Source organism: Arenimonas fontis (genome assembly GCF_008386465.1).
Lineage (GTDB): Bacteria > Pseudomonadota > Gammaproteobacteria > Xanthomonadales > Xanthomonadaceae > Arenimonas > Arenimonas fontis.
In genome coordinates this window covers 315,858-336,326 of the sequence record NZ_VUOD01000004.1, presented here as the reverse complement: position 1 = coordinate 336,326, position 20,469 = coordinate 315,858, and the positions used below count along the sequence as shown (strand labels likewise).

The window sequence follows — 20,469 nt, the reverse complement described above, 5'->3', positions numbered from 1 at the left end:
GCTCAGGGCAGCGGCAGGGACAGGGACCGGTAGTGCCGGTCCAGCTCGGCGGCGCGGGCGCGGTAGGCGGGGATCGGCTGGAAGCCGGCCTGGCGGTACAGGTGCTCGGCATCGGGCATGCGCGGGCTGGTTTCCAGCCGGAGTTCGCGGTAACCGAGCCGGCGGGCCTCACCGATGGCGCGTTCCAGCAGTTCGCGGGCGATGCCGCGGCCGCGGTGGCCGTCGCGCACGTACAGACGCCGCAGTTCGGCACAACCGGAGGCTTCCGGCAGCGGGCGGACCGCGACCAGCCCGACCGGCCGGGCATCGACGCGGGCCAGCAGCAGGCTGCCGGCCGGCGGCTGGTATTCGGGGGCCAGCAGGCCGGGTTCCAGCGACCAGCCGGGCTGGGCGGGGAAGGTCTGGGCCAGGGCCGGCACGTCCTGGAACAGGTCGGCCAGGCGACGATGGAATTCCGTCAGCAGGGCCTCGGCCTCGGCCAGGGCGGGGCCGCCGGACACGGGCTCGATCAGCGCTTCGCGGCGCAGGACGATCTGCCGGCGGGACAGGGGGGACGGCCGCTCCAACGGGGGGCGCGGCCGGACGGACACGAGCATGGTGCGACTCCGGAAACAGCGCGGAACATTCCGCGGCGCGCAGTCTCGGGATCGCGGCCCGGACGGTCTTGACCCGTCGAAAACCGCCTTCTGACCATTTCATGACCCCGGTCAGACCATTCATCTCCCCTAAAGAATCAACCACATGCCCGCATGTGTAACCCGGGGTCAGATCAAAGGGTCAGATCAAAGGGTCAGATCAAAGGGTCAGATCAAAGGGTCAGATCAAAGGGTCAGATCAAAGGGTCAGATCAAAGGGTCAGATCAAAGGGTCAGATCAAAGGGTCAGATCAGGGCGCGGGTGGCCAGCAGGGCGGCCAGCAGGGCAAGCGGCAGGCCGATGGCCCAGGCCAGACGGGCTCGCCGCGACGGGGCGGCGCCCTCTGCGGCAGGTCCAGGCGTGGAGGGGGCCGGCGTCACGGAGGAGGCAGGGCCACCGTCCGGCGCCGCCGCATCGGCGGGGACCGGCGCGGTGGGCTCCGTCTCCCGACCGGTGGCGGGCAGCGGGTCTGAAAGCGTCGCCCCACCCGTTTCGGTGGCGCCGGCGCGGTCGCGGCTACGGCGGTCCAGCACCGGCTCCACCGGCGCGATGAAGCGATAACCGCGTGCGTGCACGGTCAGGATGACCTTCGGGTTTTCGGCTTCGTCGTCCAGCGCCCGCCGCGCCTTCATCACGCAGCGGCTGAGCGCCGCTTCGGTCACCACCTGGCGCGGCCAGACCGCATCCAGCAGTTCGGTCTTGTCCACCACCCGCCCGCGGTTGAGCAGCAGGAAGGCGATGCACTCGAAGACCTTGGGTTGCAGCTCCACCGGCTCGCCGGCACGCAGTAACAGCCGGCGTGGCAGGCTCAGCTCGAACTCGCCGAAGCGGAAGGTGTCCGGGCCGGCGCTTGCCAGCGGAAGTTCGCCTTGGCCGGGCGGGACACTCATGGAAAGGGCGCTCTTGCTGCCTGGGGGCAGGATAACGCAGTCCTGACCGCCATACGGCCGCGTCGGCCGCGATTGCGGCGGGGCGGCTACAATCGGGCCTCTTTGCCGGGCCCTGCGCCCCGGCCGCCGAACCAGCCCAGTCCATGTCCGAAACGCAAGACGATTTCAAGCAGGCCGCCCTCGACTACCACCGGCAAGCGCCGGCCGGAAAGATCAAGGTCACCCCGACCAAGGCCCTGATCACCCAGCGCGACCTTGCGCTGGCCTATTCGCCGGGCGTGGCCGCCGCCTGCGAGGCCATCGTCGCCGACCCGGGCGAGGCCAGCGCGCTCACCGCCCGCGGCAACCTGGTCGGCGTGATCACCAACGGCACCGCCGTGCTCGGCCTGGGCGACATCGGCCCGCTGGCCGGCAAGCCGGTGATGGAAGGCAAGGGCGTGCTGTTCCAGAAGTTCGCCGGCATCGACGTGTTCGACCTGGAGATCGCCGAAAAGGACCCGGACCGCCTGGTCGAGATCATTGCCGCGCTCGAGCCCACCTTCGGCGGCATCAACCTCGAGGACATCAAGGCGCCCGAATGTTTCGTGGTCGAGCGCAAGCTGCGCGAGCGGCTGAAGATCCCGGTCTTCCACGACGACCAGCACGGCACCGCCATCATCGTCGGCGCCGCCCTGCTCAACGCCCTCAAGGTGGTGGGCAAGCGGATCGGCGAGGTGAAGCTGGCGGTCAGCGGCGCCGGCGCCGCCGGCATCGCCTGCCTGGACATGGTGGTGGCCCTGGGCGTGAAGCCGGAAAACATCCTGGTCGCCGATCGCGACGGCGTGCTTCATGTCGACCGCCCCGACCTGCAGCCCGGCGGCGGCAACCACGGCATCGCCCGCTACGCCCGCGATACGGCCGCCCGCAGCCTCGCCGACATCGTCCGTGGCGCCGACGTCTTCATCGGGGTATCGGCCGGCAACATCCTCGGCGCCGACATGGTCAGGACCATGGCCGAGCGCCCGATCATCTTCGCCCTGGCCAATCCGACCCCGGAGATCGATCCCGCCCTGGCGCGTCAGGCCCGCCCCGACGCGGTCATCGCCACCGGCCGCAGCGACCACCCCAATCAGGTCAACAACGCGCTCTGCTTCCCCTACATCTTCCGTGGCGCGCTCGACGTCGGCGCCACCGCGATCAACGAGGAGATGAAGCTGGCCTGTGTGCAGGCCATCGCCGAACTGGCCCGGCGCGAGGCCACCGACCTGGGCACGGCCTACGGCGGCGACACTCCGCGCTTCGGCCCGGAGTACCTGATTCCCCGTCCCTTCGACCCGCGCCTGCTGGTGTCGGTGGCGCCGGCGGTGGCGCGCGCGGCCATGGAGTCCGGTGTCGCCACCCGGCCGATCGAGGACCTGGACGCCTATCGCGACCGGCTCAGCAGCTGGGTCTTCCGTACCGGCCTGGTGATGAAGCCGCTGTTCGACCGCGCCCGCGCCGACCGCAAGCGCGTGGTCTATGCCGAGGGCGAGGAGGAAACCGTGCTGCGCGCCGTGCAGACGGTGGTGGACGAAGGCCTGGCCTTCCCCATCCTGGTCGGCCGGCCGGCAGTGATCGAACGGCGCATCCAGCGCCTGGGCCTGCGCCTGAAGCTGGGGCGCGAGGTCGAGGTCACCAACATCGACGACGACCCGCGTTTCAACGAGTACTGGCAGCTCTACCACCAGATCATGCAGCGCAAGGGCATCACGCCGGCCGCGGCCAAGGCCATCGTCCGCTCCCGTGACGTGGTGATCGCCGCGTTGATGGTCCGGCGTGGCGAGGCCGATGCCATGCTCTGCGGCCTGGTCGGCCGTTACGTGCGCAAGCTCAAATACGTTCGGCAGATCCTCGGCGTGGAAAGCGAGGAACGCGGCCTGTCGGCGCTCAGCGCGGTGATCAACGAGAAGGGCGTGACCTTCTTCACCGATACCCATGTGCAGGTGGACCCGAGCGCTGCCCAGGTGGCCGAATCGGTGGTGCAGGCAGCCTTCCGTCTGAAGCTGTTCGGCATCACGCCGAAGGCGGCACTGATCAGCCACAGCAACTTCGGCTCCAGCGAGAGCGCCAGTGCCCAGAAGATGCGCGATGCCCTGCAGATCCTGCGCGAGCGGGCCCCGCGGTTGGAGGTCGAGGGCGAGATGCACGCCGACATCGCCCTGAACGAGGAGGCGCGCCAGCGCATCTTCCCGAACTCGCGGTTGAGCGGCCGCGCCAACCTGCTTGCCTTCGCCAACCTGGACGCCGCCAACGCCGGTTACAACCTGGTGCGCAACGTCACCGACGGCGTCGGCCTGGGGCCCATCCTGATGGGGCTGTCGGCCGCCGCGCACGTGCTGACGCCCTCGGCGACCGTAAGACGGGTGGTCAACATGACGGCGATCGCGGCGGTGGACGCGCAGATCCGGGCGGCGCGCGGATGAGCCGAACCGATGGTGCCGGGGAGGGCGCCATGAAGCTGAAATCCGACCTGAGCATCAACGGCAGGCTGTACCGGAAGGGCGAGAAGGCGCCCACCGGCTGCCTGTACCCGTTTTTCCTGGTGCACATGGGCGCTTTCGGCGGTTCCGGCTTCCTGATGGCCTACTTCGCCGAAGGCGTGGATGTCGCTTTCCTGTACATGCACGGTGGCTTCGCCATCCTGGTCTACCTGGTCTTTTACCTGGCGATCTTCGGCCGTGAGGAGGTCAGGTGGATGTTCATCAATGCCGCCCTGGGCACCTTCGGCATCTACACCGAGATCGGCTGGCTGCTGGGCCTGTTCGGCAAGCGGGTCGGCGACTTCCCCTGGTACGTGCACGTCATCCCCTTCCTCTACTACGTGCTGTACACCTTCCTGTTGCGCCAGGCCCTGCTGGACCTGTTCGGCGCGCGCGAGGATCCGGCCCGCCGGCGGCGGGTCGAACGCTGGTACGTGACCGGCTCCCTGCTGGTTTACGGCACGCTGTTCGTGCTGGGCCGGCTCTAGAACGCCACCTGCAGCAGGGCGAAGGTCTCGCCGCGGTTGCGGCCGCCGGTATTGGCGTTGGACAGGTGCGCGACGGACAGGCTGAACCGGCCGAAGTCGTAGCCGAGGCCGGTGCGGAACTGCCAATGGTTCGACAGTACCTCGTTGTCGCTGTCGGTGAAGGCGATGCCGCCCTGCACGAACCAGCGCTTCCAGGTCAGGCGCCTGGACACCGAGACGAAGTAGACGTCGCCGGTGTCGACGCCCTGGGCCTGGGTGCGGGCGCCGATCATGCCGACGGCGAGTTCCCAGGGGTGACGTTGCCCGGTAAGCCAGCTGGCAGTGGCGATCCAGGTGCCATCGCCGTCGATCTCGTCCACCGGGCCGGCGCCCAGCTCGAATTCGAGGGCGGCGGCGGGGGCGGAAGCCAGGGCGGACAGGCCAAGCAGGGCGAACAGGAGGACGAAGGGAAAATGGCGGCGCACGGGATGGTTCTTCTTCTGGTGCCAGGGGGCGTTTGGGCCGGCCATTATCCGACAGGCCGGGGCCTACTCGTCATCCTCCCCGCGCAGAACTTTTTGTTGCATGGTGTCCAGGTAGGCGTCGGCCTCGGCCACCGAGGAGAAGATCTCGTTCAAGGGCACTGCCTTGACCACGTCGAAGACCTTCTGGATCTGTGGCTGCGGGTTCACCACCAGCACCTTGCCGCCACGCGCGGCCATGGCCTTGCGGGCCTTGAAGATCGAACGCACACCGGCCGAGCTGATGTACTCCAGTCCGGCCAGATCCAGCACCAGCGAACGGATGTCCGAGGCCAGCACCGGCGCCAGCTGAGCGTCCAGCTCGGCATAGGTGTGGGTGTCCAGGCGCCCGGCGACGGCGACCCGTTGCTTGCCGGCCTCGGCCGGGCTCATCTCGATGCTCAGGCTCATGGTGTCACTCCTGGTCGGGGGGTGGGGGGATGTGCAGGGCGATTCGCAGCACGTTGCGGCCGGCCTCGCGGCGGTACTCCAGTTCCTCGGCCAGTTCGCGCACCAGGTGCACGCCGAGGCCGCCGATCGGACGGTCGCTGATGTCGGCGTCCAGGTCCGGGACGGGCGCCGACAAGGGGTCGAAGGGGCGGCCGTCATCGCGGAACTCCAGTTCCAGGCGGTCCTGGTCCACCGTGGCGCGAAGTTCCAGGGCCGGCTCGCGGCCTTCCTCGGCGCCGTGGTGGACGATGTTGCAGGCCACTTCCTCGATCACCAGGTGCAGGTCGTGCAGCACGGTCATGGGCAAGGCATGGCCGGCCAGGCCGCTGTCCATCTCGGCCAGCAGCTGGCGCACCGGGTCGCCCGGCAAGGGCGGGCGCAGCGCCGCCTTCACGCAGAAGCGCTGCTGGCGGTCGGCATCGCGCTTGAAGCGCACGGCCAGCACCGTGATGTCGTCGGATTGCGGCGCGCCGCCGGCGAAGCCGCGCACCGCCGCCACCAGCGCCTCGCACTGGTCGCGGGCGTTCCTGTCCGGGTCAAGGGCGGCCAGCAGGCGATCGCTGCCGAAGGCGCGATCCTCGGGGTCGAAGGCCTCGGTGATGCCGTCGGTATAGGCCAGCAAGGTATCGCCAGGCAGCAGGCGGCCGCGCCAGACCGGGAAGCCGGCCGGCACGTCCACGCCGAGCGGGCCTTCGGTGGCCACCGGCACCAGGGCCCGGCGGCCGTCCGCATGCAGCAGCACCGGCGGTTCATGCGCGGCGCTGGCCAGCGACACCATGCCGGTGCGCAGTTCCACCACCCCGCACAGCACGGTGGCGAACATGCAGGTGTCGTTGCCTTCGACCAGGTGCCGGGCGGCCTCGCGCAGGGCCCGGTCGGGGGAGCCGCCCAGTTGCGCCGCCACCTCCAGCACCGTCAGGGCCCGGGCCATGAACAGCGCGGCCGGCACCCCCTTGTCGGAGACGTCGCCTATCACGAACCAGAGCGCATCGTCGTCGCGCTGGAAGAAGTTGTAGAAATCGCCACCGACCACCCGGGCCGGTTCCAGCAGCCCGTGTACCTCCAGGTGGGCATCGCCGGCACGCAGCTCGTTGCCGCGCGGCAGCATGGCCAACTGGATGTCGCGGGCGATGTCCAGTTCGCTCTGCATGCGCAGACGTTGGGCCCCCATGTCTGCGATCTCGGCCATCTGCCGCTTGATCGAATCGCGGGCAACATCCAGGGCGCGCGCCATCACGCCGACCTCGTCCTCGCGCTCGACGTGCCGCAACGGGTAGTCGAACTCACCCTGGGCGAAGTGATCGGCGCTGCGGGTCAGGTCCTCGATGGGCTGGGCGATCAGGCGCGAGTAGCGCTGCACCACCAGCACGGTCAACAGCACGCCGACCAGGCCGGCCAGCACGCCCCAGAAGGTGACCCGGTTGAGCGAAGCCAGCACCCAGCGTTCGTCCACGCTCAGGCCGAATACCCAGCCGGTGTCGCCGACCGGCTGCGCCACCGTGTAGCGCACTTCGCCGGCGTGCGGCCCGGACGCCAGCTCGTGCCGCAGTTCGAGGGCAATGCCCTCGCGCCAGGCGCGCAGCAGCGGTTCCAGCTCGGTGCGGCCGTGCCGTACCTGCTCCTGCAGGCCGGCCTGCATCGCCAGCGCCGGATCGGCGTGGACGGCCAGGGTGCCACCGGGCGTAACCAGGGCCGGGCGCAGCTCGCCGTCCGCAGGCGCGTCGCCCAGTACCGCGCGCAGGCGCCAAACCGGCACGTCCACGCTGACCATGCCCACCGGTTCGGCCGTGGCAGGGTCGCCGCTGCGGCGCAGGGCCAGATTGTAGGTGACGAACCACTCGTTGGCCGTCGCCTCGTTGCGATAGGGCTCGGACCACCAGGGGTCCGGCGAGGTCATGGTGCGGATCCACCAGGGCATCACCCGGTAATCCTCGTACTCCGGCCCCAGGGCGCGCACCGAGGATTCCACCAGGCCGTCGCCGTCGCGGCGGATGTACCAGTCGAAGCCGGGATCGCCCGGTTCCAGCCGCCCGGGCTCGATGATCAGCATGACCCCGGCGATGGCCGGGTCGGCATCGAGCGTGGCCTTCATCAGGTTGGTGAGGTTCACCGGCTGGCGACCCAGGCGCGCCGCCGCGCCGGTGAGGGCGCGGCCGCTGACTTGCACCGAGTCCAGGGTGGCCTGCAGGCCGCGCGCCGATTGTTCCGACAGGTTGCGCAGCTCGTCCCGGGCCAGTTGCACCAACACCAGGCGCAGGGCCGCGTAGAACACCATGGCCACGGCCAGCAGCAGCAGTACGCTGGCCAGGCTGGACCACAGGGCCAGCCGGGTGCGCAGGCTGCGCTGCCAGGGCAGCGGCCGTCGGGCCGGCTTGGCGGTGGCAGCGTCGGCAACCACGTCCATGCACCCTCCTGCAAGGGGTGCGGCCAGCATACCGGTCCGAACGGAACCGCGCTTCCGAGCGGGGTCCGGCAAGGGCGGGCTGGGTTAAACTCCGCCGGCTGGAACACTTCGGCTGCAGGAAGCGCCGCCACGCGGCCCAGGAACGGATATGAACTGGTTGAACGACGTACTGGAAAACGACCCCGATCCGACCGAGACCCGGGAATGGGTGGAGTCGCTGAAGGCGGTGCTGGACCACGACGGTCCCGAGCGCGCGCATCAGCTGCTCGAGCGCATGGTCGAGCTGACCCGGCGTACCGGCGCCCACCTGCCCTTCCACCCGACCACCGAGTACGTCAACACCATTCCGCCGCACCTGGAGGCCAAGAGCGACGGCGACGCCGCCATGGAGTGGCGGATCCGCAGCATCATCCGCTGGAACGCCATGGCGATGGTGGTGCGCGCCAACCGCAAGCCGGGCGACCTGGGCGGGCACATCGCCAGCTTCGCCTCCAGCGCCACGCTCTACGACGTCGGCTTCAACCATTTCTGGCGCGCGCCCAGCGAAAGCCATCCGGGCGACCTGGTCTACATCCAGGGCCACAGCTCGCCGGGCATCTACGCCCGCAGCTTCCTGGAGGGCCGCATCGGCGAGGACCAGCTGGACAACTTCCGCATGGAAGTGGACGGCAAGGGCGTCTCCAGCTACCCGCATCCCTGGCTGATGCCGGACTACTGGCAGTTCCCGACCGTGTCCATGGGCCTGGGTCCGATCAGCGCCATCTACCAGGCGCGTTTCCTCAAGTACATGGAGGCGCGCGGCCTGCTGCCAAAAAGCGACCGCAAGGTCTGGTGCTTCCTCGGCGACGGCGAGACGGACGAACCCGAGAGCCTGGGTGCCATCGCCCTGGCCGGCCGCGAGGGCCTGGACAACCTGATATTCGTGATCAACTGCAACCTGCAGCGCCTGGACGGCCCGGTGCGCGGCAACGGCAAGATCATCCAGGAGCTGGAAGGCAGCTTCCGCGGCGCCGGCTGGAACGTCATCAAGCTGATCTGGGGCAGCTACTGGGACCCGCTGCTGGCGCGCGACAGCCACGGCATGCTGCGCAAGCTGATGATGGAGACCGTGGACGGCGAGTACCAGAACTGCAAGGCCTTCGGCGGCGCCTACACGCGCGAGCACTTCTTCGGCAAGTACCCGGAAACCAAGGCCATGGTGGCCAGCCTCAGCGACGAGGACATCTGGCGTCTGAATCGCGGCGGCCACGACCCGCACAAGGTCTATGCCGCCTACCATGCGGCGGTGAACCACGCCGGCCAGCCGACCGTGATCCTGGCCAAGACGGTGAAGGGCTACGGCATGGGCCGGGCCGGCGAGTCGCTGAACCCGACCCACCAGACCAAGAAGCTCGACGACGAGGCGGTGCGCGCCTTCCGCGACCGCTTCAACATTCCGGTCCCGGACGACAAGCTGTCGCAGGTGCCGTTCTACCATCCGGGCGCCGACTCGCCCGAGGTGCAGTACATGAAGGAGCGGCGGGCGAGGCTGGGCGGCTTCCTGCCGCAGCGCCGGCGCAAGACCAGCGTGGCGCTGCAGGTGCCGAAGCTGGAGGCCTTCGAGCGCCTGCTCAAGAGCAGCGGCGAGCGCGAGCTCAGCACCACCATGGCCTTCGTCCAGGCCCTGAACATCGTGCTGCGCGACAAGCAGGTCGGTCCGCGCTGCGTGCCCATCGTCGCCGACGAGGCGCGCACCTTCGGCATGGAGGGCCTGTTCCGGCAGATCGGCATCTATTCGCCCAAGGGCCAGAAGTACAAGCCGGTGGACGCCGACCAGCTGATGTACTACCGCGAGGACCAGGCCGGCCAGGTGCTGGAGGAAGGCATCACCGAAGCCGGCGCCTTCAGCAGCTGGATGGCCGCGGCCACCAGCTACAGCAGCAACGACCAGCCGATGCTGCCGTTCTACATCTACTACTCGATGTTCGGCTTCCAGCGCATCGGCGACAGCGCCTGGCAGGCGGCCGACATGCGTTCGCGCGGCTTCCTGCTGGGCGCCACCGCCGGCCGCACCACCCTCAACGGCGAGGGGCTGCAGCACGAGGATGGCCACAGCCATCTGCTGGCCGGCGCCATCCCCAACTGCCGCGCCTACGATCCCACCTTCGGCTACGAGGTGGCGGTGATCCTGCAGCACGGCATGAAGCGCATGCTCGAGGACCAGCAGGACGAGTACTGGTACCTCACCCTGATGAACGAGAACTACACCCACCCGGAGATGCCCAAGGGCGCCGAGGAGGGCATCCTCAAGGGCATGTACCTGCTCAGGGACGCCGGCAAGCCGAAGAAGGGCGAGCTGCGCGTACAGCTGCTGGGCAGCGGCACCATCCTGCGCGAGGCCATCGCCGCCGCCGAACTGCTGGACAGGGATTTCGGCGTGAGCGCCGACATCTGGAGCTGCCCGAGCTTCACCGAGCTGCGCCGCGACGGCTTCGACGTCGAGCGCTGGAATCGCCTGCACCCGGAAGAAAAGCCGCGCCTGCCCTACGTCACGCAGTGCCTGGAGGGGCGCCAGGGCCCGGCCATCGCCGCCACCGACTACGTGCGCGCCTACCCGGACCAGATCCGCGCCTTCGTGCCGATGCGCTACACCGTGCTGGGCACCGACGGCTTCGGCCGCAGCGACACCCGCGCCAACCTGCGCCGCTTCTTCGAGGTCGACCGCTACTACATCGCCCACGCGGCGATCGCAGCGCTGGCCGCCGAGGGCAAGATGAATGCGAAGGATGTGGCGCGGGCGATCAAGCAGTACAGGATCGACGTGGAGAAGGCCAATCCGGTGGGGGTCTGAGCTAGGCGCAGTGATCGAGGCCCATTCAGGATGCGGGGAAGAATCTTCGGTACAAGGGATGCTTGCCTGCTGTATTTTCTGACGCCCTCGAACTAGAACAACTGATCTGTCAGGTCTAGCTGGCGGCGCTTCTTGGCGCCGCTCTTTCTATCTCTATGGCCGATCGGTCGCGGTATGCCCCAGTAGTTCGAGGCGGCTGACATGTCCAGGCGCAAGAGGGAAGCGTCGCCAAGGCGAATCACCCTTTTGGGGCGTGAAGCGGAAACCCCTAGTGCCAGGGCTATCTGCTGCGCAACTGCGCGCGCAAGCGGCGGCGGAACTGCATTACCTACCTGCCTGGCGCCATGCCATTTTGTCTCGTTGAAGCGAAACCAGTCGGGGAACCCGTGCAAGCGCGCCATCTCGCGGACGGTAATGCATCGGTTCCAGCGGTAGTGAATAGGCCTCGGACTTGTGAACGCCCCTCGGGCAGAATCGGTGCCGGCACGGAGCGTGTTTGCGATTCCATGGGGGTGAAGCTTGAAGAACCTGGATACGGGTTCGACCGTCCCGGGAGGAGTGTCGGCAAAACGCTGGCGCGAGATGACCGTATGGTCGGAACGCATGCTGGACGTAAGCAAGTCCGGATTCCAAATGCGACGATAGCCGAAATGCCATCCGTCCTTGTCTAGACAGCGCATCAACTTGGCATAGGCGGACGGTTTTCCCCACCTTGTCGTTACGACTTCGTCAAAGTCGATCAGCTGTTTGAAGCGTTCCGCATCCGGCAAATCTCCCAAGGCATCGGAGCATGTCGGAACTTTCGGTAGGGCGCTAGTGACGCCTGGTTTTGCGGTCGTTGGCGCAGGATACGCGGGTTGGGCGATTCCGCGTTTAGCCCCAAGAAGGAATAAGCGCTGACGGTCCTGAGGGACGCCGTAATCGCACGCGTTCAGTACCTGCCAGTCCTTGGTGACCTTGTAGCCAGATATTTCAAAAGCATCGATCAACTCTTCGAGGAACGCCCTATGCTTTCCGACCGTCAGTCCTTTCACGTTCTCGAAAACGAAATAGCTCGCGTCAAGCTCGCAAACCAGCCGAACGAACTCGCGGACGAGCGCGTTTCGAGGGTCGTCGAAGGCGCGTTGGCCGATCAGCGAGAATCCCTGACAAGGAGGGCCTCCGAAGACTACGTCGACTCGCCTCCTTCCGATTCCTGAGGCCCGCCGGATATCGGCACCCGATACCTCCGACACGGATCGGGGAATGACCGCGCAATCGGGGAAATTGAACTTGTGCACGGCCGAATGGATCGGATCGATCTCAACGGCAGCGACGACATCAAATCCGGCCTGTTCGAAGCCGAGGCTCATGCCCCCCGCCCCAGCAAAGAGGTCGATGCCGATAGGCCTTGAATTCTGGTCCATGGCGAGGATTATAGGGGTCTGGATTGGCAATGTTGATCGGAGATCGCCGAGTACGGTGTAGGAAGGTGCCCGGCCTCGGATTGTGAGGGTCGGCCCTTCAGCTCTCAGAAGCTGAGACTCGAGGAGGCCCCGGTCCCGTGGATAGACTGCCCCCCCAGCGGCGCAGTTGGCTGATGTCCCGCGTACGGTCCGTCGATACAGGGCCCGAGCTTCTGGTTAGGTCGGTGTTGCATCGGCTTGGGTTCCGGTTCAGGCTCCACCGGAGGGATCTGCCCGGAACGCCTGACATAGTGCTGCCCGGGAGGAGGACTGTCGTGTTCGTGCACGGTTGTTTTTGGCACGGCCATCGCTGCAAAAAGGGGAGGATTCCGAAAACTCGGGTGAGCTATTGGAGGTCGAAGATTGAGGTAAATCGAAAAAGGGATGCGAGGGTTCGAAGGCGGCTCCGGGCGATGGGTTGGCGCGTTCTGACAGTTCGCGAGTGCGAGATTCGAGACCTCAAAAGGCTGGAAATGAAGCTGCTGCGATCCATTGTTTCCAAGCATGAATCGAGAAGGACGGAGGAGTGAGTGTCGAACAAGAAGGGTGCCAAGGTGGCGAGTAAGGGGCGGAACCGCTACGCGGCAATAGTTGAGGAGATTTTTCGGCGCCACCACAAGTCGGGCGCCACTAAGATCCGATTTGATCGCGACGAGTTCGAGGAAGTTGCGAGGGATCTAGGAATAGCGCGCCCGAAGAACCTTGGAGACACGATCTATTCCTTCAAGTTCAGACAGGAGCTTCCGAGCGGAATCGCGAAGACGGCGCCAAAGGGATATGAGTGGATAATCCAGGGGGAGGGCGTCGCCAAGTATTCGTTTAGGCTCGTAAGGCCGGTGCGAATTGTGCCAAGGGAAGACTTGGTCGTCGTTAAGATTCCCGACGCGACTCCCGAGATCATTGGCGCCTATGCTCTTGGTGACGAACAAGCGCTCTTGGCGAAGGTCAGATACAACAGGCTGGTGGATATATTTCTCGGCATCGCCGCGTATTCTCTTCAGAATCACCTGCGAACGACCGTTCAGGGAATAGGGCAGATCGAGATCGACGAACTGTATGTTGGGATCGATAGAGCCGGAAGGCAGTACATCATTCCGGTACAGGCGAAAGGCGGGAAAGATAAGCACGGCAGGCAGCAGACCGAACAGGATATTGCCTGCTGCCAAGAGAAGTTCCCTAACCTGATATGCCGCTCGGTTTCGGCACAGTTCATTACGAGCAGTAAGATTGCGATGTTCGAGCTTGCCATCCAAGATGGCGACGTGAGGATACTCGCGGAAGAACACTACGACCTTGTTCCGGCAAGTCAGGTGTCGCCGGAGGACTTGGCGCTATACAGAGCGAGAAATCAATAGTCGGCGCCAGAGCCGGCATGATTGTTGACAGTCATCGGATGTTGTCGTTACTCAGAGAATGCGCGCGTGGCCTCGGCGATCACCGAATCGCGGGTCGCGGCATTCACCTCCGACTCCGTGTAGTACACCGCCACCAACACCGCCGCCCCACCCCCAGGGGGCCACGCAATCGCAACATCATTGCTGGTGTGCTTCCCATCACTCCCCGTCTTGTCCCCCACCTTCCACCCGGGCAACCCGGCGCGGATGCGGTTGTCGCCGGTCTGGTTGGCGATCAGCCAGTCAGTCAGCCGCTGACGTGATGCCGGGCTGAGCACGTCGCCCAGCAGCAGCTTGTGCATGGTGTCCAGCATGGCCTCGAGGCTGGTGGTGTCGAAGGGTTCGCCTTCGTGCCATACGTTGAGGCCGGGCTCGAAGCGGTCGAGGCGGGTCACCTCGTCGCCGATGCCGCGCAGCCAGGCGGTCAGGCCGGCGGGGCCGCCGTGTTCGGCCAGCAGCAGGTTGGCGGCGGTGTTGTCGCTGGTGGTGAGGGTGGCCTCGCAGAGTTCGCCCACCGTCAGGCCGTCTTGCACGTGCTTTTCGGTCACCGGCGACCAGCTCACCAGGTCCTCGGCGCTCCAGCGCAGGCGGCGCTCCGGCGATTCCTTGCCGGCGTCCACGGCCGCCAGCACCTGGCCCACCAGCACCAGCTTGAAGGTGCTGCACATGATGAAGCGCTCATCGCCGCGGTGGCTGGCGCGCAGGCCGCTGCCGGTATCCCACACGGCCACGCCGAGGCGGCCGCCGTGGCGGGCTTCGAGCTCGGCCCAGGCCTGGCGCAGGCTGGCTTCGTCAGCGGTCACGCCGGCCGAGGCGGCGAAGGCGGGCAGGCGCGCCGCCAGCGGCAGCGCGGCCATGGCCAGGGCGGAGGTCAGGAGGCGGCGACGGGCAGGACGGTGCGACATGGCGTGCTCTCGCTGGGGGCTGGGCGGCCAGCCTTGCGCTGGCCGGGGGCAGGGGGCGGGCGGAAACGTGGCGCTTCGCGGGCAGCCGCTTCAGCTGCCCCAGAGCACCGGCGGCGCGGCCGGGCAGGCCTTCACCGGCTCGGGTTCGTCGCGCTGGCTGTCCAGCAGCCAGCAGTCGTCCAGTACCGAGCAATAGCAGGCGCGCAACCGCACCTGGTGCCGGGCCCGGTCGAGCCGTTCGAACAGGGCCTCGTTGCCTTCGGGGTAAGGGATGCGCACCACCTGGATCCACTCGTCGCTGCCCAGCACCCGCTGGCGCAGGCCGCTGGTGACGCCGATGCTTTCGCCCTCGTAGTCACAGCAGATGCGCAGGTATTCGCCCAAGGTCTGCACCGGCTTGCCGTCGTAGCTCAGCTCGGCCCAGCGGATGCGGGCCGGACCGATGCCGCGGTTGAGCAGGTCGAAGGCGATCTGCCGCTCGCCGTCCAGCGAGACATTGCTGGTGCCGAACTGCAGCGTCGGCCAGACGCTGGCGGCCAGCATGCGTTCCTGGGTGCTGTTGGCGCTGACCGCCACGAACAGCGAGACCACCGAGATCAGCAGCACGCCCAGGCCCACCAGCAGGTCGAAGCCGCGGCCGCCGAGGAAGCGCTGGTCGGCGGGGGCGGGCGGCGGGGATTCGGACTGGGGCTCGTTCATGGGCTTGCCGGATCGTGGCGGTCAGCGGGGTTCAGCAGCGGCCCACCCAGTCGCCGTGGGCCAGGTGGGCATCCACGGCCTCGCGCGGCAGTTCCAGGGTTTTCTTGCCCTTGTGGCAGACCAGGACGTAGTTGGGGCCGTCCTTGTGGTGCGGGCCGTCGTGGACGTGGACGTGCCGGCAGCCGGCAAGGGCGAGGACCAGGGCGGCGGCGGCGATGGCGATCTTCATGGCGGACCTCGGGGCGGGTGAACAGGGAGGCCCCGGCCGCCTGAACGGGGGGCGCGACCGGGCGCCACGATGCTAACACCGGCGGCCGCGGCGCCTTCGCGCGGCGCCGTCGCGCGGTCCCGTCACGAAGCCTGTCGGCGCCATTGCCGCGGCGACAGGCCGCATTCGGCGCTGAAGGCGCGGGAGAGGGCGGCGCTGCTGCCGTAGCCGACCTGTTCGGCGATGCGTTCCAGCGGCTCGCCGCGGCGCAGTGCGTCCTGGGCCAGGGCGATGCGGAAGCCGGTGAGGTAACGCGCCGGCGGCTGCCCCACCACCTGGGCGAAAACCTCGGCGAAGCGGCTGCGCGACATGCCGGCCACGCGCGCCAGGCTGTCCAGGGTCCAGGGGCCGGCGGGGCGTTCGTGCATGGCCACCAAGGCCTTGGCCAGCATCGGATGACCCAGCCCGGCCAGCGGCCCGCCCTGCAGGCGGCCGCTGTCGAGCAGATACCGCAGCAGCAGGACCAGCACCACTTCGAACAGCCGGTCCACCACCGCCTGCCTGCCGCAGCGCTGGGTGAAGGCTTCCTCGAACAGCAGCTCGAGCACCGCCCGGGCGCTGCTCAGCTCGGCCAGCGGCAGGCGGAGGAAATGCGGCAGCGCGCGCGCCAGCGGATTGTCGCGGCCGGGGCCGAAGGCGAGGTTGGCACAGGCCAGGTCGGCACCGGTGTCGGGGTCGCTGACGAAGCGGTGCGGCAGCGGCCGCGGGTAGAACAGCAGGCTGGGCTCTTCCACCACCAGGTGTTCGCCGGCGTGGCGCACCTCGATCGGGCCGCGCTTGAGCAGATGCAGCTGGCCCAGGCCGTTGTCGCCGAAGTCGTGCAGGCCGCACAGCGGCCCGCTGTGGAACATGCGGGCGCTGACGGTGAAGCGCTGCAGCAGGGCCTGCAGCCGGTCCAGGGGCGGATCAGGACGATTCATCAAGAAATCCGGACGAATTGTTACCCTGACGCCAATCCTGCGCCCCAGACTGGCCCCGCGCAACAGGTGCGCGATCAGACAAAGGAGCCAGTCATGAGCCGTGTTTCCCTCCCCGCCGTGGATACTGCCCCCGAGGCCAGCCGTCCGGCCCTGGCCGAGATCCAGACTGCCTTCGGCGCCACCCCGAACATGTTCCGCGCCGTGGCCAATTCGCCGGCGGCGCTGAAGGCCATGTGGTCCTTTTTTGGTGCGCTCGGCGGCGGCACGCTCGGCAGCCGCCTGGGCGAGCAGATCGCCGTCGCCGTGGCCGACCGCAACCGCTGCCACTACTGCCTGGCCGCGCATACCGCCCTGGGCCGCAAGGCCGGCGCCAGCGCCGAGGAAATGGCGGAGGCCCAGGCCGGCCGCAGCGCCGACCCGCGCACGGCCGCCGCCCTGGCCTTCGCGCTAAAGCTGGTGGAAGAGCGCGGCGGCGTGGACGCCGCCGACGTCGAGGCACTGCGCGCCGCCGGTTTCGACGAGGGCCAGGTGGTGGAGATCATCGCCCACGTGGCGCTGAACCTGTTCACCAACTACATCAACATCGCCCTGGACACGCCGGTGGACTTCCCGCAGGTGAAGCTGCGCCAGGCGGCCTGAGCGGCCAGGCCATCGCTGCCCGTCCCAGCGCGGGCGCGGGTGGCGACCCGGAAGGCACCGGCCGCGCCCCGTGGCCGGCGCCTTCGCCTGCGCCGTTCGGCGGCGAGATCAGGCGGCGCGGTCCGCTGGCACGGTCGAGGCGCGATCGAGTGGCGCGGCCAGGCGGCGCGATCAGGCGGCGCGATCAGGCGGCGCGATCAGGCGGCGCGGTCCGGCGCGCGCTGTCAGTCGCTCGCGGCCGCGCGTCGCTGCCGTTCGACGAACTGCCGCAGCTCGGGAAAGAAGGTGTCGAAACCCGCCTGCACCGCCGGCTCGTGCGCGCGCAGGATGGGCAGGCAGGCCACCAGCTTGTCGCCGTTACGCGAGAGGCGGGTGGCGATGCGGCGCAGCGCCTGGTCCACACTCTCGCGCCGGCGATAGCTGCCCAGCCAGTCGCCGGCGATCATCAGCGGCGCCAGCCGGCGCAGGCGCTCGGGCAGGCGTGCGTGGTGGCTGCGCAGCAGCCCGTAAACGCGATCGCTGAAGGTCTGCAGCGGTTCGGGATGGAAACGCGCCCAGTCGCGCGCCAGCAGGTGGTCGAAATGCACGTCCAGGGCGATGCCGGCATAGCGGCGGCGGCCGTCCGGGAACAGTTCGCGCAGGGCCTTCACCGCCGGGTGCGCGTCGGTGTAGCTGTCCACCCGCCAGTGCAGGCGGATTTCGCGTTGCCAGGTGGCGGGCCAGGCCTCTAGGGCGCTGCTGCCGACGAAGTCGCCCAGCAGCGCCGCCAGCATGGCCTCGTCGTCGTGGCGGGCCAGGTAGAGGTGGGCGAGGTAGTTCACCGGCCGGCATCCGGGCCGGCCAGCCGGTATCCGGCCGGCGCTTCGCTGCTGAACAGCGCCGGATCCATCGGCAGGTCGAAACGGAAGCGGTATTCGATCCGCAGGCCGGGCGTCCCGGGCAGGCTCAGGGCCAGGGGCAGGCCATCGGCCGTGGTCCACAGTTCCACGCGCTGGCCCTGCAGGCTCAGCGACCAGCCGAGCGCCCGCTGGCCGTCGATCTCGCGTCGCTGCGGCAAGGCTTCGGCCTGGCCCTTGAAGCGGCGCAGCTCTTCCAGCCAGTCCAGCTCGCCGCCGGTGGCCGGCCGGGTGGCCGGCAGCGTCATCCGCATGGCGGTGCGGCTCTCGTGCATGAGGGTCAGCAGACGGCCATGCACCGGGTCCACGATGATGCTCATGCGCTCGTCCACGTCGGTGCGGGTGACGCCCTCGGCATTGACCCGCACCACGGCCTGCTGCAGGAGCCGGTCGTCCACGTGGTGCTGCAGTCGCATCTCCAGGGTGCGGAAGGTGCGGAAGCGCTCGAGGGCGGCGGCGAAGGCATCGTTGCCGCCGGACAACAGCGGCAGGCCCAGGGCGAGCACCATGGCCGCCGCGGCCGTGGCCAGGGCCGGCCACCAGCGGCGGGGCGCGCTTGCCGCCCGTGCCTCGGTCAGGCGGCGCATCAGCCGGGTCTGGGCGGCGGCGACGTCTCGCTCGGCCGGTTCGGCGACGGCGCCCAGGTGATCGGCCACGCGCGGCGGCAGTTCGTGTTCATGGAGATTCATGCTTCCACTCCTTCTTCATGCGCCTGCAGGCGGGTTTCCAGCCGGCGTCGGGCGCGGTGGAGACAGACGTTGACGTTATTGGCGGTCAGCCCCAGCGCCTCGGCGATCGCCTCGATGTCCATGCCTTCGAGATAGCGCAGGCCGAAACACTGGGCTTCGCGCCGCGGCAGCCCGGCCAGGGCCTGGCGCAGGCGGTTGGCCCGCTCCCGGTCGAGCGTGGCCTGTTCCGCCGACGGGGTGGCGGTCGGCGCCTGCAATCGCCATTGCGCCAGCCGCTGCCACCAGCGGTTGCGCTTGCGCAGCAGGTCTATGGCGGCGCGGGAAGCGGCGGTCGCCAGCCAGGCCGGCCAGGCTTCGACGCCGGACGGCGGGCGCTCCAGCACGCGCAGGAATATCTCCTGCTGCACGTCCTCGGCCAGGCCGGCATCGCCGAGCAGGCGATAGGCGGTGCGGTACACCAGCGGCCCGAATTCCCGGGCGAGGTCCTCGGCGTTCGGCAGGTCCTGGGCACTGTTCACGCGGGCTTCCAATGGGAGGGAGAGGGACATGGCATGGGGCGAATCCGGCGGCTTGTGTCCGGAAGACGCGCGAACGGGGCAAACCTTACATCGCCGGCGCGCGTAAGTTTCCCGCCGCCGGCGCGTCAAAGGGGGCAGACACCACGCGGAGACCGCCATGCGCATCCTGATCGCCCTGTTCGTCACCATTTCCCGCCGGCTGGTCCGGGCCGCCCTGCCAGCCCTGATGGCCTTCGCCGCCGGCGCCGGCGGCACGCCCGCCGCTGAGGCCGCCCCGCCGCCGACCCTCGATGCCGAGGTGCGGGCGGCCATGGCCGCCACCGGCGCCCGCGGCCTGGCCATGGCCCTGATCGAGGACGGTCGGGTGAGCTGGGTCCAGGCCTGGGGCGAGCGCAACGCCGCCGGCGAGCCCCTGCAAACCGACACCATCATGTACGGCGCCTCGCTGACCAAGGCGGCCTTCGCCCACCTGGTCATGCAGCTGGCGGAGGAGGGCGTGCTGGACCTGGACCGTTCCATCGCCGACTACCTCGATCGGCCGCTGCCGGACTACCCGGACGATCCGCGGTACGGGCCCTGGAGCCATCTGGCCGAGGATCCCCGCTGGCGGCGATTGACGCCGCGCATCCTGCTCAGCCATCGCGCCGGCTTCGCCAACTTCGCCTTCGTCGAACCCGACGGCCGCCTGCGCATGCATTTCGATCCCGGCAGCCGTTACGCCTATTCGGGGGAGGGACTGATCCTGCTTCAGTTCGTGCTGGAGCGCGGCCTGGGGCTGGACGTGGGGCGCCTGATGCAGGAGCGCGTGTTCGACCGTTTCGGAATGGGCAGGACGGCGATGATGTGGCGGGAGGATTTCGCCGCCAACCTGGCCGACGGCTGGGACGAGGCCGGCCGGCCCGTTCCGCACGACGAGCGCAGCAAGGTGCGGGCCGCGGGTTCGATGGACACCACCATCGCCGACATGGCCCGTTTCGCCGCCGGCTACGTCCGCGGCGAGGGCCTGTCGCCGGCCGGACGGGCGGAGCTGGTGCGGCCGCAGTGGCCGATCACCACCGCCAGCCAGTTCCCCTCCTTCCAGCCCGAGCTGCCGCCTGAACAGCGCATTCCCGGCCTGGCGGCCGGCCTGGGCGTGATCGTGTTCGAGGGGCCGCAGGGACGCGGCTTCATGAAGGGGGGACACAACGGTTCCACGGGCAACATGCTGGTATGCCTGGAGCGGGGGCGCCGCTGCGTGGTGCTGTTGGCCAACGACGTGCGTGCCGAGCCGGCGTTTCCGCGTCTGGCACGGCAGGTGCTGGGCGAGACAGGCACGCCCTGGCGTTGGGAGTACGGCGACATGGCGTTCTGGCGACACGACTGATGGGTCCGGCCCGCCGGACTATGCTGGCGGCATGAAC

Annotated in this window: 20 protein-coding genes; 7 read left to right on the top strand and 13 right to left on the bottom strand. The window is 68.5% G+C overall.

The window, feature by feature from the left end; all coding sequences use genetic code 11:
* Positions 1–2 precede the first annotated feature (2 nt).
* On the bottom strand, positions 3–596 hold the full coding sequence (locus tag F0415_RS07585; RefSeq protein ID WP_149860593.1) for a GNAT family N-acetyltransferase: 594 nt from the start codon (positions 594–596) through the stop codon (positions 3–5).
* 285 nt (positions 597–881) lie between these two features.
* On the bottom strand, positions 882–1,526 hold the full coding sequence (locus F0415_RS07580; RefSeq protein ID WP_149860592.1) for a winged helix-turn-helix domain-containing protein: 645 nt from the start codon (positions 1,524–1,526) through the stop codon (positions 882–884).
* A gap of 143 nt (positions 1,527–1,669) precedes the next feature.
* Between F0415_RS07580 and F0415_RS07575 the strand changes: the two genes are divergently transcribed.
* Together F0415_RS07575 and F0415_RS07570 are read left to right on the top strand one after the other, a co-directional pair.
* A complete protein-coding gene (locus F0415_RS07575) occupies positions 1,670–3,967 on the top strand; it encodes an NADP-dependent malic enzyme (protein WP_149860591.1) in 2,298 nt (765 codons plus the stop codon).
* Between the two features lie 29 nt (positions 3,968–3,996).
* Entirely contained in the window at positions 3,997–4,512 is a 516-nt protein-coding gene (locus F0415_RS07570; protein ID WP_149860590.1) for a hypothetical protein, read from the top strand.
* Here F0415_RS07570 and F0415_RS07565 read toward each other — a convergent pair.
* From F0415_RS07565 to F0415_RS07555, 3 genes are all read right to left on the bottom strand, one after another.
* On the bottom strand, positions 4,509–4,976 hold the full coding sequence (locus F0415_RS07565; protein WP_188310327.1) for an acyloxyacyl hydrolase: 468 nt from the start codon (positions 4,974–4,976) through the stop codon (positions 4,509–4,511). The two genes, F0415_RS07570 and F0415_RS07565, sit on opposite strands and share 4 nt — an antisense overlap.
* A 63-nt stretch (positions 4,977–5,039) precedes the next feature.
* On the bottom strand, positions 5,040–5,423 hold the full coding sequence (locus F0415_RS07560) for an STAS domain-containing protein (RefSeq protein ID WP_149860588.1): 384 nt from the start codon (positions 5,421–5,423) through the stop codon (positions 5,040–5,042).
* A 4-nt stretch (positions 5,424–5,427) separates the two neighbouring features.
* Positions 5,428–7,866, bottom strand: coding sequence for a SpoIIE family protein phosphatase (locus F0415_RS07555; RefSeq protein WP_149860587.1), 2,439 nt, complete (start codon positions 7,864–7,866; stop codon positions 5,428–5,430).
* 148 nt (positions 7,867–8,014) lie between these two features.
* Here F0415_RS07555 and aceE point away from each other — a divergent pair, with 148 nt between their 5' ends.
* Positions 8,015–10,696, top strand: coding sequence for a pyruvate dehydrogenase (acetyl-transferring), homodimeric type (aceE, locus tag F0415_RS07550; RefSeq protein WP_149860586.1), 2,682 nt, complete (start codon positions 8,015–8,017; stop codon positions 10,694–10,696).
* A gap of 92 nt (positions 10,697–10,788) precedes the next feature.
* Here aceE and F0415_RS07545 read toward each other — a convergent pair whose 3' ends face one another.
* Positions 10,789–12,102 carry a DNA cytosine methyltransferase gene (locus F0415_RS07545; RefSeq protein ID WP_149860585.1) on the bottom strand — a complete coding sequence of 438 codons (1,314 nt, stop codon included), beginning with the start codon at positions 12,100–12,102 and terminating at the stop codon, positions 10,789–10,791.
* A gap of 137 nt (positions 12,103–12,239) precedes the next feature.
* Between F0415_RS07545 and F0415_RS07540 the strand changes: the two genes are divergently transcribed.
* Together F0415_RS07540 and F0415_RS07535 are read left to right on the top strand one after the other, a co-directional pair.
* Complete coding sequence (locus F0415_RS07540) at positions 12,240–12,671, top strand: very short patch repair endonuclease (RefSeq protein ID WP_149860584.1); 432 nt, start codon at positions 12,240–12,242, stop codon at positions 12,669–12,671.
* The gene (locus F0415_RS07535) at positions 12,672–13,496 is read left to right on the top strand and encodes an endonuclease (RefSeq protein WP_246149911.1); all 825 of its coding nucleotides are present in this window, start codon (positions 12,672–12,674) and stop codon (positions 13,494–13,496) included.
* Positions 13,497–13,543: 47 nt separating this feature from the next.
* Here F0415_RS07535 and bla read toward each other — a convergent pair whose 3' ends face one another.
* The 4 genes from bla to F0415_RS07515 all read right to left on the bottom strand — a co-directional run bounded on the left by bla (position 13,544) and on the right by F0415_RS07515 (position 16,327).
* Positions 13,544–14,440, bottom strand: a complete 897-nt coding sequence (gene bla / locus F0415_RS07530; protein ID WP_149860583.1) for a class A beta-lactamase — start codon at positions 14,438–14,440, stop codon at positions 13,544–13,546.
* A gap of 90 nt (positions 14,441–14,530) precedes the next feature.
* Positions 14,531–15,139: a hypothetical protein gene (locus F0415_RS07525; RefSeq protein WP_149860582.1), complete on the bottom strand. Its 609-nt coding sequence runs from the start codon at positions 15,137–15,139 to the stop codon at positions 14,531–14,533.
* Positions 15,140–15,170: 31 nt separating this feature from the next.
* Entirely contained in the window at positions 15,171–15,368 is a 198-nt protein-coding gene (locus F0415_RS07520) for a hypothetical protein (protein ID WP_149860581.1), read from the bottom strand.
* A 122-nt stretch (positions 15,369–15,490) separates the two neighbouring features.
* Entirely contained in the window at positions 15,491–16,327 is an 837-nt protein-coding gene (locus tag F0415_RS07515) for an AraC family transcriptional regulator (protein ID WP_149860580.1), read from the bottom strand.
* A 93-nt stretch (positions 16,328–16,420) separates the two neighbouring features.
* Here F0415_RS07515 and F0415_RS07510 point away from each other — a divergent pair, with 93 nt between their 5' ends.
* Positions 16,421–16,966, top strand: a complete 546-nt coding sequence (locus tag F0415_RS07510) for a carboxymuconolactone decarboxylase family protein (RefSeq protein WP_149860579.1) — start codon at positions 16,421–16,423, stop codon at positions 16,964–16,966.
* A 224-nt stretch (positions 16,967–17,190) separates the two neighbouring features.
* On the opposite strand, the gene F0415_RS07505 is transcribed toward F0415_RS07510, so the two are convergent.
* Genes F0415_RS07505 through F0415_RS12595 form a run of 3 tightly spaced genes read right to left on the bottom strand, consistent with a single transcriptional unit; the run spans position 17,191 to position 19,069 of the window.
* On the bottom strand, positions 17,191–17,787 hold the full coding sequence (locus F0415_RS07505; protein WP_149860578.1) for an acyl carrier protein phosphodiesterase: 597 nt from the start codon (positions 17,785–17,787) through the stop codon (positions 17,191–17,193).
* On the bottom strand, positions 17,784–18,551 hold the full coding sequence (locus F0415_RS07500) for a hypothetical protein (RefSeq protein ID WP_149860577.1): 768 nt from the start codon (positions 18,549–18,551) through the stop codon (positions 17,784–17,786). The genes F0415_RS07505 and F0415_RS07500 overlap by 4 nt, the downstream gene beginning before the upstream one ends.
* Positions 18,548–19,069, bottom strand: a complete 522-nt coding sequence (locus F0415_RS12595) for an RNA polymerase sigma factor (protein ID WP_188310326.1) — start codon at positions 19,067–19,069, stop codon at positions 18,548–18,550. Before F0415_RS12595 ends, F0415_RS07500 begins: the two co-directional genes overlap by 4 nt.
* Positions 19,070–19,268: 199 nt before the next feature.
* Here F0415_RS12595 and F0415_RS07490 point away from each other — a divergent pair, with 199 nt between their 5' ends.
* Positions 19,269–20,432, top strand: a complete 1,164-nt coding sequence (locus tag F0415_RS07490; RefSeq protein WP_425457836.1) for a serine hydrolase domain-containing protein — start codon at positions 19,269–19,271, stop codon at positions 20,430–20,432.
* Positions 20,433–20,469 lie beyond the last annotated feature (37 nt).

What these genes read in the sequence shown, in the direction of transcription:
- F0415_RS07585 (WP_149860593.1), bottom strand. Translation starts at nt 596, where the DNA reads ATGCTCGTGTCCGTCCGGCCGCGCCCCCCGTTGGAGCGGCCGTCCCCC.
- F0415_RS07580 (WP_149860592.1), bottom strand. Translation starts at nt 1,526, where the DNA reads ATGAGTGTCCCGCCCGGCCAAGGCGAACTTCCGCTGGCAAGCGCCGGC.
- F0415_RS07575 (WP_149860591.1), top strand. Translation starts at nt 1,670, where the DNA reads ATGTCCGAAACGCAAGACGATTTCAAGCAGGCCGCCCTCGACTACCAC.
- F0415_RS07570 (WP_149860590.1), top strand. Translation starts at nt 3,997, where the DNA reads ATGAAGCTGAAATCCGACCTGAGCATCAACGGCAGGCTGTACCGGAAG.
- F0415_RS07560 (WP_149860588.1), bottom strand. Translation starts at nt 5,423, where the DNA reads ATGAGCCTGAGCATCGAGATGAGCCCGGCCGAGGCCGGCAAGCAACGG.
- F0415_RS07555 (WP_149860587.1), bottom strand. Translation starts at nt 7,866, where the DNA reads ATGGACGTGGTTGCCGACGCTGCCACCGCCAAGCCGGCCCGACGGCCG.
- aceE (WP_149860586.1), top strand. Translation starts at nt 8,015, where the DNA reads ATGAACTGGTTGAACGACGTACTGGAAAACGACCCCGATCCGACCGAG.
- F0415_RS07545 (WP_149860585.1), bottom strand. Translation starts at nt 12,102, where the DNA reads ATGGACCAGAATTCAAGGCCTATCGGCATCGACCTCTTTGCTGGGGCG.
- bla (WP_149860583.1), bottom strand. Translation starts at nt 14,440, where the DNA reads ATGTCGCACCGTCCTGCCCGTCGCCGCCTCCTGACCTCCGCCCTGGCC.
- F0415_RS07525 (WP_149860582.1), bottom strand. Translation starts at nt 15,139, where the DNA reads ATGAACGAGCCCCAGTCCGAATCCCCGCCGCCCGCCCCCGCCGACCAG.
- F0415_RS07520 (WP_149860581.1), bottom strand. Translation starts at nt 15,368, where the DNA reads ATGAAGATCGCCATCGCCGCCGCCGCCCTGGTCCTCGCCCTTGCCGGC.
- F0415_RS07515 (WP_149860580.1), bottom strand. Translation starts at nt 16,327, where the DNA reads ATGAATCGTCCTGATCCGCCCCTGGACCGGCTGCAGGCCCTGCTGCAG.
- F0415_RS07510 (WP_149860579.1), top strand. Translation starts at nt 16,421, where the DNA reads ATGAGCCGTGTTTCCCTCCCCGCCGTGGATACTGCCCCCGAGGCCAGC.
- F0415_RS07500 (WP_149860577.1), bottom strand. Translation starts at nt 18,551, where the DNA reads ATGAATCTCCATGAACACGAACTGCCGCCGCGCGTGGCCGATCACCTG.